We start from the raw sequence: 13,459 nt of genomic DNA, 5'->3' as shown, positions 1-13,459 counted from the left end.
CCTTACGCGGCGCCATGGTGGCGCAGAAGGGGGCTCTTTCGGGCGAAACCCGTGTCCGCCAAACGGGTGTTGACCGTCCGTGACGGGCGTTCAGTCCTTGACGATCTCTTCCCAGTGGGTCGTCCGGTCGCACCAGCGCGCGAGCAGCACGGGGTCGTGGCCGACGGCGAGCAGGCCCGCGCCCGTCTCGGCGCGATACTCCTCGACCACGCCGACCAGGGCGGCGGTGGTGGAGGCGTCCAGCATCGCGGTCATCTCGTCACACACCAGCCAGCGCGGCTCCAGCACCAATGCCCGTGCCAGGCAGGCGCGTTGCAGCTGCCCGTCGCTGACCTCGTGCGGGCGCCGGGCGAGGAGGTCGGCGCCGAGGCCGACGCGACGCGCCAACTCGGTGACCCTCGCGTCCGCTTCCTTACGTCGGCCGGTTGCGCGGAGTGGCTCGGCCACCAGGTCGCGCAGCCGCAGCCGGGGGTCAGCCGACAGGCGGGGCTGTTGGAAGACGACCCCGACGTCGACGCGGAGGGAGCGCGGGGCCCGATGGCGAAAGCCGGTCACGGCGCGGCCGTCGAGGGTCACGGTGCCCCGGTCGGGACGGTGCAGCAGGGCGGCGACCTTGGCCAGGGTGGACTTCCCGCAGCCGCTGGGACCGAGCAGCCCGAGCGCCTCGCCGGGTCGCAGGGTGAGCCGCGCGCCGCGCACCACCGGGGCGCGGCGGTCGTACCCGGCGGTGATGTCCGTCAGCTCAAGCATGGTGGCAGGCCACCCCTTCGGTGAGCGGGGGCCGCCCGGCGCGGCAGACGGCGTCGGCGCGCGGGCAGCGGGCGGCGAACGCGCACCCGCGCGGCAGGTCCCCGAGCTCGGGCGGGGCGCCGGGGATGGGGGTGAAGGCGCGCTCGGGAAGGGCGTCGAGCAGGCCCCGGGCGTAGGGGTGGCGGGGGCCGGGTTCGCCGAAGAAGGCCCCGGCGGCCGCGATCTCCACGATCCGCCCGGCGTACATGACGGCGACGGTGTCCGCGATGCGGTGCGCTGCCGCGAGGTCGTGCGTGATCATCAGCAGCGCGCGGCCGGCCTCGCGGGTGTGGGCGCGCAGCTCGTCGACGGTGCGGTGGACGAGGTCCCGGTCGAGACCGGTGGTCGGCTCGTCGGCCAGGAGCAGCGGGGCGTCGCCGATCAGGGCGAGGGCGGTGGCGGCGCGCTGGGCGAGGCCGCCGGAGAGTTCGTGGGGGTGGCGGTCGAGGTGGCTCTCCGGGAAGGCGGCCCGGCGCGCCGCCGCCTCGGCCGCTGCGCGGAGCCCTGCCTTGGGGGTGGGCGTGAGTTCCCGGACCGTCTCCTCCAGGTGCGAGCGGATGGTCCGGACCGGGGTCAGGTGCGCGGCCGGACTCTGCGGCACCAGCCCGATCCGACGCCCGCGCACGACACGGGCGAGCGTCCGCTCGTCGGCGGCGAGCAGCTCAAGTCCGGACCGCCCGGTGCCGTCCACACCGAAGGCACCCGAGCCGAGCCGGCCAGCACCGGGCCCGTCCACACCAAGCCGGGCCGCGCCAAGGTGGGCCCCGCCGGGCCGGGTCGAGCCGAGGTCGGCTCCGCCGGGCTCGGCCCCGCCGGGGTCGGGCGGGGCGAGGTGGGCCGTGCCGGAGGTTTCGGCGTTGTCGGGGAGGAGGCCGAGGAGGGCAGAGGCGAGGACGGATTTGCCGCAGCCGCTCTCGCCGACGAGGGCGAGGCACTCGCCGGGGGCCAGGTCGAAGGTGGCGTCGGTGACCGCCTCGACGTACCGCCCGCCGGGCATCCGGAAGCGGACGGACAGCCCGTCGACGGCGAGCACGGGGGCCGGGGCAGACCCGGCGGGGCCTCCCCCGCCCGTCCCCCGTCCCAGACGGGTTGCACTGCGCCGGTCCGGCCGGCCGAACGGTTTCACAGGGTCAGCTCCGAGCGGCGACGGGGGTTCAGGCGGTCGCGCCAGGCGCCCGCGAGGCCGGCGAGGGCCAGGGTCGGGATGATCAGCAGCAGGCCGGGGAAGAGCGTGGGCCACCAGTGGCCGGCGAGCAGGGAGCCCCGGGCGCCCTGGACGAGGCCGCCCAGGCTGGCCTGGTGGGAGGGCAGCCCGAGGCCCAGGAACGACAGGGCCGACTCGTGCCACATCGCGTGCGGGATCATCAGCACCGCCGCCAGCCCGGCCTGCGGCAGCACACCCGGCACCAGGTGCCGCACGGCGACCCGCCACCGCGAGGCCCCGCCCGAGATCGCCGCGTCCACGAACGGCCGCGACCGCAGCGACAGCACCTCCGCGCGCACGATGCGGGCCGTCGACAGCCAGTGCGTCAGCGCGACGGAGACCACGACGGGCCACACCCCGGGCCGGAACACGGCCACGATGAAGATGCCCAGCAGCAGGTGCGGGATGGAGGACAGGGTGTCCACCGCCCGCATCGCGAGCCGGTCGGTCCACCCGCCCAGCGCCCCGGCGGCCGCGCCCACCGCCGTGCCGATCACGGTCGCGGCCAGCGCCGCCACCAGGCCGACCAGCAGCGAGACCCGCAGCCCGTAGACGCACCGCAGCAGCAGGTCCCGACCGACGTCGTCGGTGCCGAACGGATGGGCCCAGGAAGGCGGCCGGAGCTTCATCGACAAGTCGACGGCCTGCTGGTCCAGCTGCGCCAGCGGGGGCACGAGCAACACCGCCGCCACCATCAGCGCGACCACCGCCGCCGAGGTCCGCACCCGCACGGTACGCGTGGAACGCCGGTCGCGCCCGCGCGAGCGCCAGGCCCGTACGCCGGTGCTCACGCCGGTGCTCACGTCAGTGCCCACGCCGGCCCGAACGTCAGCCATCGAAGCCCACCCTCGGGTCCGCGACCCCGTACAGCAGGTCGGACAGCAGGTTCCCGGCCAGCACCGCCGCCGTCGCCAGCACCGTCAGCGCCGCCAGCAGCGGGAAGTCCACCGAGGTGGCCGCCTGGACGGTGGCCGCCGCGATGCCCGGCCAGCTGAACACGGTCTCCACCAGCAGCGCCCCGGTGATCAGCTCCGGCACCCGCGACCCGATGAGCGTCAGCATCGGGAGCATCCCGGAGCGGAGACCGTGGCCGAGCAGGACCCGCCGCTCCCGCACACCCCGCGCGCGGGCTCCTCGTACGGGGTCCTCGTCCAGCGCGTCGGCCACGCCCTGGCGGACGTACAGGAAGAACCACGGGAGTTGGGAGAGTCCCAGCACCAGCGCGGGCAGCACCAGGTGGGAGGCGACCTGGCCGAAGGTGACCACGTCGCTCCCCGCGTCCGTCAGCCCGCCGGACGGCAGGACGCCGAGGCGGACCGAGAAGAACCAGATGGCGAGCAGCCCGAGCCAGAAGGCGGGGGCCGCTTCCAGGGTGTACGCGAGCGAGGAGACGGCCCGGTCGAGCGGGCCGCCCTGGCGGCGCGCGGCGAGCACGCCGAGCCCCGTCCCGGCCAGTACCGCCACCGCGAACGCGCAGAGCGCGAGCAGCGCCGACCAGCCCACGCGTTCGCCTATGACGTCGGCCACCGGCTGCCGCATGACGGCCGAGGTCCCGAGGTCGCCGGTGAGCGCCGAGGTGAGCCAGTCCCACCAGCGCTCGGGCAGCGGCCGGTCCACGCCGAGGTTGGCGCGCAGCTGGTCGAGTTCGGCCTGGGAGGCGGTGAGTCCGGCCGTGCCGGCGTACGCCTTGACCGGGTCGAAGGGGGACAGCGCGGCGACGGCGAAGACCCCGAAGGTGACGGCGAGCAGGACGGGGGCGGCGAACAGGGCCCGGCGCCCCGCCATGCGCGCCATCGGCCCCCACGGGAACCGGACGAGGCGGCGGATCATCGCGTACGGCTCACTTCTGCTTCGGCTTCCAGGTCTCGACGTTCCACCAGGGGCCGGCGCCGAGGCCGTGGTCGTGCGGTTCGACCTGGGTGCTGAGCCCGTCCCAGGTGTCGTTGACTACGTAGAGGTGGTCGATGTGGGTGAGGAAGACGTAACCGGGGTTCTTCACCAGTTCGCGCTGGACGGTGTCGTACGCCGCCTTGCGAGCGGCCGGGTCGCCGCTCTCGCGGGCGTCCTGTAGGGCCCGGTCCACGGCCGGGTTGTCGTACCGGGCCATGTTGTTGAAGCCGTCACCGCCGAGCGAGGAGGTCAGCAGCAGGTACTGGTCGAAGTCCGGGTCGGCTGGGGAGCCGCCGCCCGCGAGGACGGCGTCGGTCTTCATCCGGGGCTCGATGACCTCCCAGGTCCCGGCTTCGGTCCGGACCTCGATGCCGGCCTTCTTGGCGTCGGAGGCGAAGGCGAGCGCGTGGTCCTGGCGGATCTTGTCGCCGGAGGTGTACCAGAGCGGGAAGGAGGCCCGGACCCCGTCCTTGACGCGGATGCCGTCCTCGCCGGTCCGCCAGCCGGCGTCGTCGAGGATCCTCTTCGCCTTGTCGAGGTCGTGGGCGCGCTCGGTGCCGGCCGTGAACCAGGGGCTGTCGGTCGGGACGGGGCCGTAGGCCGGCTTGCCCGCGCCTTCGAGGAGCCGGTCGACCATGGCCTCGCGGTCCACGGCGATGTCCAGCGCCTGGCGGACCGCCACGTCACCGGTGACGGTGTTGTGCGTCGGCAGGGTCACGTTGCGGTAGTCGAAGGTCTTGGCGGCGTAGGTCCTGCGCCCCTTGTCGCGGCCGAGGCCCTTGGCGAGGTTGGGCGGGAGGATCGCCGCGTCGAGTTCGCCGGAGCGCAGCCGGGTGGCGCGTACGTCGTCGTCCTTGATGACGGCCATGGTGAACTTCTTCACCGCCGGTTCGCCGCCCCAGTACGACGGGTTGGCCTTGAAGCTCAGCTTCTCGCCCTTGGACCAGCCGGTGAGCAGGTAGGGGCCGGTGCCGACGGGCCGGGTGGTGAAGTCGCCGCTGTTGACGTCCTGCCGGCCCGCGATGTGCTCGGGGGCGATGGGCAGCACGGTGCGCTCGGCGAAGGGCGCGTAGGGGTACTTGAGGGTGAAGACGACCGTGTCCTCGCCCCGCGCCGTCACGTCCTTGACCGCGTCCAGTTCGCTCTTGGACGCGTTGTTGGTCTTGGGGTCGAGGATCGTCCGGTAGGTGAAGACGACGTCCTTGGCGCTGAAGGGCTGCCCGTCGCTGAACTTCACGCCCGTGCGGAGCTTGTACGTGTACGTGAGCCCGTCCGCGGAGACCTCCGGCAGGGCCTCGGCCAGTGCGGGCCTCAGCTTCATGTCCGCGTCGTGGGTGAGCAGCCCGTCGAAGATCTTGGAGTTGCCGTCCTTGCCGTAGCCCAGCAGCGGGCTCAGGCTCTCCGGCTCGGTGGCCGTGCCGACCACGACGGAGTCCGCCCGGGCGCTCGCCGCGCCGCCCGCCGAGGGGGCCGAGCAGGCCGCCGCTCCCGTGATGAGTGCGAGGGCCAGCGTCGCCGCGGCCGCTCCCCGTGCTGTCCGGGCCGTCATGCTGTGCACATCCCTGTGTTGCCGTGTCGCCGTGGTGCCGGTGGGTGGCCGGAAATGACGCTGTCCGCGATCAGTCGCCACCGCACCGCTATTGCAAAGAGGTCGCAATAATGCCAGAAGGGATCAGAAGAAGACGAACCGGATCACAACTCCCGCAGGCCGCAAGGGTCTTGCCCGGCCGCCACGCCGCGTGCCATAAATGTCTAGACCTTTACCAGGAAGCCGAGGAAGGCTCCCCGTGCGAAGCACCGCCCCCACGCTCGCCCTCCCCCTCACCGGGGCCGCCCTCACGGTCCTCGTCGCCCTCACCGCCTGCACCCCGGCCGACACCCAGGGCCCGCCGCCCCCCGCCGGCCTCACCGCCCAGGCCGGCAGCGCCGGCTCCGTGCACGTCATGTGGCGGGCGGCCGCGGAGGCCGACGGGGTGACCGGCTACCAGGTGTTCCAGGCGGACCGGCTCGTGCGCGAACTCCCGGCGGACAAGACGATGGTGGACGTCACCGGCCTCGCTCCGCTGACCGCCTACGCCTTCACGGTCCGGGCCAAGGACGCCGCCGGGAACCTCTCCGGCCCCAGCACTGCGGCCTCGGTCACCACCCCGGCCGCCAAGGCCGACGACCGGCGGGCCCCCACCGCCCCGGCGACCACCGCGGGCCGCCCGGACGGACCCCGCGCCGCCCGCCTGACCTGGGCCGCGGCCACCGACGACACGGGCGTGACGGCCTACGACGTCTACCAGGGGGGCGTCCGGATCCACACCGCCGGCCCCGGGGAGACCGGCACCACCGTCACCGGTCTGCGGCCGGACACCGTCTACACCTTCACCGTCCGCGCCCGGGACGGCGCCGACAACTCCTCCCCCGACGGCCCGGCCGTGGACGTGACGACCCCACCCGCCGACGGCGACGGACCGGCCACCTCTCCCGACGGATTCACCGCGCTCGCCTCGCCCGGCGAGGTCGCCCTGTCCTGGACCGCCCCGGACACCGGCCGCCCCACCACCGAGTACCAGCTCTACGTCAACGGGCGGCCCACCACCGTCATCCAATTCGGCATCGGCGCCGCGGTCCCGCCCCCGGGCGGCCGGGTGGAGCACCGGCTCACCGTGACCGAGCCGGCCGGCACCGCGTGGACGGTGAAACTGCGGGCCCGCCTGCCCGACGGCAACTGGGGAGCGTTCTCCGCGGAACGCCGGATCACCCTCGCGAAGTAGCCGTGCGCGGCGGGCGGTCCGAAGGACCTGACGAGGTAATGGCCGGAACGCCCCTGTCGGCAAAGAAGATCACGCACAATACAACCGTGTTCGGTGAGTACTCGGTCAACAACAATCAGTCGGATTCCGCGGCGGGCGACCCTCGGCCAGACTCCGACTCCATGCAGGGAAATCTTCCGCCACAACCGGCGGGCTTCGTGGGCAGGGGGTCCGAACTCGGCCAACTCGACGCCCTGTTGCGGGACCGGAGACTGATCACCCTGACGGGGGTGGGCGGTGTCGGGAAATCGCGGCTGGCCCTGCGCGCCGTCTCCGGCGGCCGCCCCGTGCGCCGGGACGGGGTCATCTGGGTGGAACTCTCGCCGCTGCGCGACGCCGGCCTGCTCGCGGCAACCGTCGCCCAGGCCGTCGGCCTCGCCGACCACTCCGCGCGCTCCCTGGAAGAGGAACTGTGCGCGTGGATGGCCGACAAGGAACTGCTCCTCGTCCTCGACACCTGCGAGCACCTGGTCTCCGCCTGCCGCCACCTGGTCGGCGAACTCCTGCAGTCCGCTCCCGGACTGACCGTGCTGGTCACCTCTCGGGAGCCGCTCGACTCCCCCTGCGAGCAGGTCATGGAGATCCGGCCGCTGCCCTGCGAGGGCCCCGACAGCGACGCCCTCACCCTCTTCCGCGAGCGGGCCGTCGCCGCGACCCCGCAGCTCGCGGCCGTCTTCGACGACCCCGGGCGGGCCGCGGTCGCCGCCGAGGTGTGCCGCTGGCTGGACGGGATCCCGCTCGCCCTGGAGCTGGCGGGGGCCCGGCTGCGGCTGTGGACCCTGGAGCAGACGGCGCAACGGCTCGGCGCCCGCTTCGACATGCTCACCGACACCGGGACCCCGCTGCTGGCCCGGCACCAGACGATGCGGACCGCCGTCGGCTGGAGCCACGAGTTGTGCGAGCCGCTGGAGCGGCTGCTGTGGGCCCGGCTGTCGGTGTTCACCGGGGACTTCGACGTGGCCGCCGCCCGCGCGGTGTGCTCCGGCGGCCCGTTGCCCGCGTCCCGGGTGGAGCGGGTGCTGGCCGGCCTCGTCGCGAAGTCGGTCGTCCGGCGCAGCGAGGAGCGGGGCGCGGGGGCCCGCTACGCGATGCTGGACACGATCCGCGAGTACGGCCACGAATGGCTGACGGAACTCGGCGAGGTACGGACCGTCGCCGACCGGCACGCCCACTGGTACGCCGCGCTCTCCCAGGCCGCCGACCGGGGCTGGCTCGGCCCCGCCCAGGTGGACTGGTACCGCAGGATGACGGCCGAGCACGCGCAGCTGCGCACCGCCCTGGAGCACCTGCTGGGCGCCGATCCGACGGCGGCGCTGGAGATGGCGGGGTCCCTCTGGTTCTTCTGGTTCTCGTGCGGGCACGTCCGCGAGGGCCGGGCCTTCCTGGAGCGCGCGATGGCGGTGGGCCCGCGCACGGGCGCCGCGTACACCCAGGCGGTGTGGGCGCTCGGCCTGACGGCGCTGCTCCAGGGCGACCTGGCGGCGGCCCGGCGGCTCGGCGAGGAGTGCACCGCCGAGGCGGACCGGCTGGCGGACCCGGAGCGGGAGCTGCGCGCGGCCTATCTGCACGCGGTGGCGCTGATGATGCCGGGCGACGCGGTCCGGGCCCTCGCGCTGGTGGGCCCCCGGGCCCGGGCGGGCCACGGCGGCCGCACCAGTGGCCCGGGCTGGCTGCTGTGCCGGCTGGCCACCGGGTACGCGCTGTGCGACCTGGGGCGTTTCGAGGAGGCCGCCGAGGAGGCGCGGGGCCTGCGGGAGGCGTGCGCGGAGCTGGGCGAGCGCTGGCTGCGGGCGTACGCGGACTACATCCTGGCCGTGTCCGCGCTGGGGCTCGGCGAGCACGGGGAGGCGGCCCGGCACGTGCGCGCGATGCTCTCCGGCAAGCGGCTGCTGGGCGACCGCTTCGGCATCGCGCTGGGCCTGGACCTGCTCGCGGCGGCCGTGGCGGCGCTGGGTGACGGGGAACTGGCGGCGCGCCTGCTGGGCACCGGGCACGCCTGGTGGCGCACGGTGGGCCGCCCGCAGATGGGCGGCTCGCCCTCCCTGACGGCCCTGCGGGACCAGGGCGAGCGCCAGGCCCGCGCGGCCATCGGCGACGCGGCGTACGAGAGCGCCTTCCGGGGCGGCGCGGCGGCTTCCACCGGCTGACTGCCAGCCGGTGGACGTCGTAACTCCGGGGCTCCCGTCAGTACGGGAGGGGTCTGCCCGACGGTGTGCGCAGATCCAGGTCTCGGGGGGCGGGCTTGGGGACGGGCTTACGGATCAGCTGCTGGCGCATGCTGTCTCCTCGCTCAGACCAGGGCCGGGCGGCGGGGGTCCACCGCGCGGCCGTCGGGGAGCAGCTCGCCGGTGTCGTCGAAGATCACCAGGCCGTTGCAGAGCAGGCTCCAGCCCTGTTCGGGGTGGAAGGCCACGGTGCGGGCGGCGTCGTGATCGGCTTCATCGGCGGCCGGGCATGGGGGCTGGTGGGAGCACATGGTGCACCTCCTCGCAGTGTGGGGCGGGAGGGCCGGTGGTCACCCGGTCGAATCCGCGATCCACGGTGGCGGTGAGTATTACTGATCGCCGCCCCCGGACGGAACCCATATTCGAGGTCCAGTTCAGGATGTGTATGCCCGCTTACCATGCGCTCATGCCCGCTATCCGGATCGTTCACCGTTCGTCGCTGGCTCCGGCGGAGGCATGGAAGAGGCTCACGGACTGGGAACGGCACGGCGCACAGGTTCCGCTCACCCGGACGATCATCGAGACGGCGCCTCCCACCCACGTCGGAACGGTGTTCACGGCGCGCACGGGCGTGGGGAGAATCACGTTCGACGATCCCATGGAAGTGGTGGTCTGGCGACCTCCGGCAGCGGCCTCGCGGGGCGCCTCTTCGGGCCTGGTCCGGCTGGTCAAACGCGGGCGGACGGTCCGGGGCTGGGCGGAGATCGAAGTCCGCCCCCTCCCGGCCGGCGGCACGGAGATCCACTGGCGGGAGGAGCTGCGGCTGCGCGGCCTCGGCCGCGCCTTCGACCCGCTGGTCGCCGCGGCGGGCCGGTTCCTCTTCGGCCGCGCCCTTGCCCGGCTGCTGCGCCCGTGAGGGCTCCCGCTAGGGTTCCGTGATCACCTTCCGTGATCACCGTCGGTTTCACCGCTCCGGGTGGACCCGAGTCAGACCCGAGGAGAAATCCGTGGCCACTCCGCCACCGCAGTACGGCGCCGGCCCCCATTCCCCGTACGCCCCGCAGCCGGGCCCGCCCCCGGGGCCGTACCCGATGGCCCCGCAGCAGGCGGGCCCGTACGGCCCCTGGCCCCCGCAGCAGGCCCCGGCCCCGTACGGCCCGGCCTACCCGCCGCCCCAAGGCATGCACGGCTGCCGCTTCTGCGGGGCCTACCCGGCCGCGCACGCGACGGTGCGCGGCCACCAGGGCTTCCTCGTGATCATGCGGTTCCTGAGCATGCCGGGGCCGTTCTGCCGCGACTGCGGGCTCTCCACCTACCGCCGGATGTCCTCGGACACGCTCTGGCAGGGCTGGTGGGGGCCGCTGTCGTTCTTCATCACGCCCGTCACGCTGCTGACGAACCTCGGCCCGCGCGCCGCATTCCGCAGGCTCCCGCCCCCGGCGGGCGGCTTCCGTCCCGCGCTCGACCCGGGCAAGCCGCTGTGGCGCCGGCCGGCGGCGATGCTGTTCCTCGTACCGGCGCTGCTGCTGTTCCTCTCGATCCCCACGCTGATCGTGATCGGCCTGCTGGTGGGCGAGGACGAGCCGCCGACGCTGACCGTGGGGCAGTGCGCGCGCAACGAGGGCAGCTGGCACGAGCAGGACCTGCGGGTCGTGGAGTGCGGGTCGCCGCGGGCCCAGTACACCGTCACCAAGGAGTTGGGGGTCGGCGACACCTGCGCCCCCCTCGACCTCATAGCGGACACCAAGTACAGCGCCGACAAGTGGACCCGGAGCTGTCTGACGCCGCTGCGCCAGGGCTGAGGCGGACGACGGCGCCCCCGGACGCCTCGCGGTGTCCGGGGGCGCCGTTCGCGCCGCGGCTAGCGGATCGGCATCTGCGAGATCGTCCGGGCGATCACCAGTCGCTGGATCTCGCTGGTGCCCTCGAAGATGGTGTAGATCGCGCTGTCGCGGTGCATCCGCTCGACCGGGTACTCGCGGGTGAAGCCGTTGCCGCCGAGGATCTGCACGGCCTGGGCGGTGACCTTCTTGGCGACCTCGCTCGCGAACAGCTTCGACATCGAGCCCTCGGCCGAGGTGAACGGCTTGCCCGCGACCGCCATCCAGGAGGCCCGCCACACCAGCAGCCGGGCCGCGTCGATCTGGGTCCGCATGTCGGCGAGCTGGAAGGCCACGCCCTGGTTGTCGATGATCGGACGGCCGAACTGGGTCCGGGTCTTGGCGTAGTCGAGGGCGACCTCGTAGGCGGCGCGCGCGGTGCCGACGGCCATCGCGCCGACGGCCGGGCGGGAGGCCTCGAAGGTGGCCATGGCGGCGTTCTTCACGCGCTCGCCGCCGCCCGCCCTGGCCCGCTCGCGGGCCCGCGCGAGGCGCTCGTCCAGCTTGTCCTTGCCGCCGAGCAGGCAGGAGCCGGGGATGCGGCAGTCCTCCAGCACCACCTCGGCGGTGTGCGAGGCGCGGATGCCGTGCTTCTTGAACTTCTGGCCCTGGGACAGGCCCGGGGTGTTCGGCGGCACGATGAAGGAGGCGTGCCCCTTCGTCCCCAGCTCCGGGTCCACCACGGCGACGACGATGTGGACGTTGGCGATGCCGCCGTTGGTCGCCCATGTCTTGGTGCCGTTGAGGACCCACTCGTCCTTGGCCTCGTCGTAGACGGCGCGGGTGCGCATGGCGCCGACGTCGGAGCCGGCGTCGGGCTCGGAGGAGCAGAACGCGGCGACCTTCACGTCGTTCTGGTCCCCGTACATCTGCGGGATCCAGGTGCCGATCTGCTCCTCGGTGCCGTTGGCGACGACGCCGATGGCGGCCAGGCCGGTGCCGACGATCGACAGGGCGATGCCGGCGTCGCCCCAGAAGAGCTCCTCCATCGCCATCGGGATGCCGAGGCCGGTGGGGTCGAAGAACTGCTGGGCGTAGAAGTCGAGCGAGTAGATGCCGACCTTGGCGGCCTCCTGGATGACGGGCCACGGAGTCTCTTCGCGCTCGTCCCATTCCGCGGCCGCGGGCCGGATGACATCGGCGGCGAAGCCGTGGACCCAGTCCCGCACCTGCTTCTGGTCGTCGTTGAGCTCCATGGTGAACTCCGCCATGTCCCCTCCAGCTACTGTTTACTACCGGTAACCACTGTTACTGCCGGTAACCCGAACAATGGCCACAGTCTGTTACCGGCGAGTAAGCACTGTCAAGCGCGGTCCGGGCGCCGAGGCGGCGGATGCCGAGTCGATCGCCAGGGTGTGCGGGGTGTTACGTTGCGTGGGCGTCACGCACATCGCAAGGGCGGGGAGAGAAACACGTCATGGAGACCACTCAGCAGGCCGGGGAGCCGGGAGCGGCCGACCGCCGCAGGCGGGAACTGCTCGAAGCGGCCGACCGGGTCGTCCTCAGGGACGGCCCCAAGGCGTCCATGAACGCCATCGCGGCGGAGGCGGGCATCACCAAGCCCATCCTCTACCGCCACTTCGGCGACAAGGCGGGCCTCTACCAGGCGCTCGCCGTCCGGCACACCGACGCGCTGCTCGACTCGCTGCGGGCGGCTCTGGACGCCCCGGCCGAGCGCCGGCGCCGGGTGGAGGCCACCCTCGATACGTATCTCGCCGCCATCGAGGCCCGCCCGCAGGTCTACCGGTTCCTGATGCACCCGGCCGAGGACTCGCAGGCCTCCGAGCGCGGTTTCGACGTCGGCCTGCACTCGGCCCCGCTGCTGCGCCGGCTCGGCGAGGAGCTGGCGCAGGTGATCGGCGAGCGCGTGGACCTCGGCCCCGGCGGCGAACGCCTCGCCCGCGTCTGGGGCCACGGCATCGTCGGCATGATGCACGCCGCCGGGGACTGGTGGCTCGGCGAGCGCCCCTGCGAGCGCGCGGAGCTGGTCACCGGCCTCACCGATCTGCTGTGGGGCCGCCTGGCGACGGCCGGCAACCGCGTGGACGGGCCGGGCTTCTAACGGGAGTTGGCGCGCGCGGCGGGCCCGGCTACGGCTGTACGAGGGCCCGCGCGCCCCACGACGTCCTGCGGATCGCCCTCCGCAGCCGACGCGCCCGCAGCCCCGTCACCCGGTCCGCGTACACCGTGCCGTCCAGGTGGTCGCACTCGTGCTGCAGGCAGCGCGCGAAGAACCCGGTGCCCTCGATCCGCACGGGCGCGCCGTCGGAGGTGACCCCTTCGACGACCGCGCGGTCGAACCGGTCCGTGCCCGCCTCCAGGCCGGGCAGCGAGAGGCAGCCCTCGGGACCGCGGAACACGTCCCCGTCGGCCGCCACCAGACGCGGGTTGACGACGTGCCCGACATGGCGGACATCATCGTCGTCGGGGCAGTCGTACACGAACACCCGCTGCCCCACGCCGATCTGGTTCGCGGCGAGTCCGACGCCCTCGGCGGCGTACATCGTGGCGAACATGTCCTCGATGAGCCGGTCGAGGGCCGGGCCGAATTCGGTGACCTCCGCGCAGGCCGAGTGGAGCACCGGATCGCCCAGCAGGCTCATGGTGCGGACGAGGCCGGTGGTACCGGGAATGGGGCGCTGTCGCATGGCCGTAAGGGTACGACGGGCGAATATATGAGGAGATCCGCGGCGGCACTGGGGCGCCGCGGTCAGGGCTCCGGCCGGTACT

Annotated in this window: 13 protein-coding genes; 5 read left to right on the top strand and 8 right to left on the bottom strand. The window is 73.6% G+C overall.

Annotated features, from left to right (window positions below):
* Positions 1–90: 90 nt before the first annotated feature.
* From OG982_RS26100 to OG982_RS26080, 5 genes are all read right to left on the bottom strand, one after another.
* Positions 91–750: an ABC transporter ATP-binding protein gene (locus OG982_RS26100; protein WP_266782587.1), complete on the bottom strand. Its 660-nt coding sequence runs from the start codon at positions 748–750 to the stop codon at positions 91–93.
* On the bottom strand, positions 743–1,786 hold the full coding sequence (locus OG982_RS26095; protein ID WP_266791694.1) for an ABC transporter ATP-binding protein: 1,044 nt from the start codon (positions 1,784–1,786) through the stop codon (positions 743–745). Before OG982_RS26095 ends, OG982_RS26100 begins: the two co-directional genes overlap by 8 nt.
* 125 nt (positions 1,787–1,911) lie before the next feature.
* Entirely contained in the window at positions 1,912–2,829 is a 918-nt protein-coding gene (locus tag OG982_RS26090) for an ABC transporter permease (RefSeq protein ID WP_266782589.1), read from the bottom strand.
* Positions 2,822–3,823 (bottom strand): ABC transporter permease, encoded by a 1,002-nt coding sequence (locus OG982_RS26085; RefSeq protein WP_266782591.1) that lies wholly within the window; start codon positions 3,821–3,823, stop codon positions 2,822–2,824. Before OG982_RS26085 ends, OG982_RS26090 begins: the two co-directional genes overlap by 8 nt.
* A gap of 10 nt (positions 3,824–3,833) precedes the next feature.
* On the bottom strand, positions 3,834–5,432 hold the full coding sequence (locus OG982_RS26080; protein ID WP_266949293.1) for an ABC transporter substrate-binding protein: 1,599 nt from the start codon (positions 5,430–5,432) through the stop codon (positions 3,834–3,836).
* A gap of 238 nt (positions 5,433–5,670) precedes the next feature.
* Between OG982_RS26080 and OG982_RS26075 the strand changes: the two genes are divergently transcribed.
* Together OG982_RS26075 and OG982_RS26070 are read left to right on the top strand one after the other, a co-directional pair.
* Positions 5,671–6,645 (top strand): fibronectin type III domain-containing protein, encoded by a 975-nt coding sequence (locus OG982_RS26075; protein WP_266949292.1) that lies wholly within the window; start codon positions 5,671–5,673, stop codon positions 6,643–6,645.
* A gap of 161 nt (positions 6,646–6,806) precedes the next feature.
* Entirely contained in the window at positions 6,807–8,831 is a 2,025-nt protein-coding gene (locus OG982_RS26070; protein ID WP_266949291.1) for an NB-ARC domain-containing protein, read from the top strand.
* Between the two features lie 143 nt (positions 8,832–8,974).
* Here OG982_RS26070 and OG982_RS26065 read toward each other — a convergent pair whose 3' ends face one another.
* Positions 8,975–9,160 carry a DUF5999 family protein gene (locus tag OG982_RS26065; RefSeq protein ID WP_266782599.1) on the bottom strand — a complete coding sequence of 62 codons (186 nt, stop codon included), beginning with the start codon at positions 9,158–9,160 and terminating at the stop codon, positions 8,975–8,977.
* A 155-nt stretch (positions 9,161–9,315) separates the two neighbouring features.
* Between OG982_RS26065 and OG982_RS26060 the strand changes: the two genes are divergently transcribed.
* Both OG982_RS26060 and OG982_RS26055 read left to right on the top strand, forming a co-directional pair.
* Positions 9,316–9,765 (top strand): SRPBCC family protein, encoded by a 450-nt coding sequence (locus OG982_RS26060; protein ID WP_266782600.1) that lies wholly within the window; start codon positions 9,316–9,318, stop codon positions 9,763–9,765.
* 91 nt (positions 9,766–9,856) lie between these two features.
* Positions 9,857–10,651, top strand: coding sequence for a hypothetical protein (locus tag OG982_RS26055; RefSeq protein ID WP_266782601.1), 795 nt, complete (start codon positions 9,857–9,859; stop codon positions 10,649–10,651).
* Positions 10,652–10,710: 59 nt separating this feature from the next.
* Here OG982_RS26055 and OG982_RS26050 read toward each other — a convergent pair whose 3' ends face one another.
* Positions 10,711–11,940: an acyl-CoA dehydrogenase family protein gene (locus OG982_RS26050; protein ID WP_266782602.1), complete on the bottom strand. Its 1,230-nt coding sequence runs from the start codon at positions 11,938–11,940 to the stop codon at positions 10,711–10,713.
* Positions 11,941–12,146: 206 nt separating this feature from the next.
* On the opposite strand from OG982_RS26050, the gene OG982_RS26045 reads away from it, so the two are divergent.
* The gene (locus OG982_RS26045) at positions 12,147–12,791 is read left to right on the top strand and encodes a TetR family transcriptional regulator (RefSeq protein WP_266782604.1); all 645 of its coding nucleotides are present in this window, start codon (positions 12,147–12,149) and stop codon (positions 12,789–12,791) included.
* Positions 12,792–12,819: 28 nt separating this feature from the next.
* On the opposite strand, the gene def is transcribed toward OG982_RS26045, so the two are convergent.
* On the bottom strand, positions 12,820–13,377 hold the full coding sequence (def, locus tag OG982_RS26040; protein ID WP_266782606.1) for a peptide deformylase: 558 nt from the start codon (positions 13,375–13,377) through the stop codon (positions 12,820–12,822).
* Between the last annotated feature and the right edge of the window lie 82 nt (positions 13,378–13,459).

The sequence above is a fragment of the Streptomyces sp. NBC_01551 genome (assembly GCF_026339935.1).
GTDB lineage: Bacteria > Actinomycetota > Actinomycetes > Streptomycetales > Streptomycetaceae > Streptomyces.
Note: the sequence above shows the minus strand (reverse complement) of the source record. Positions and strands in the feature narration are given on the sequence as shown.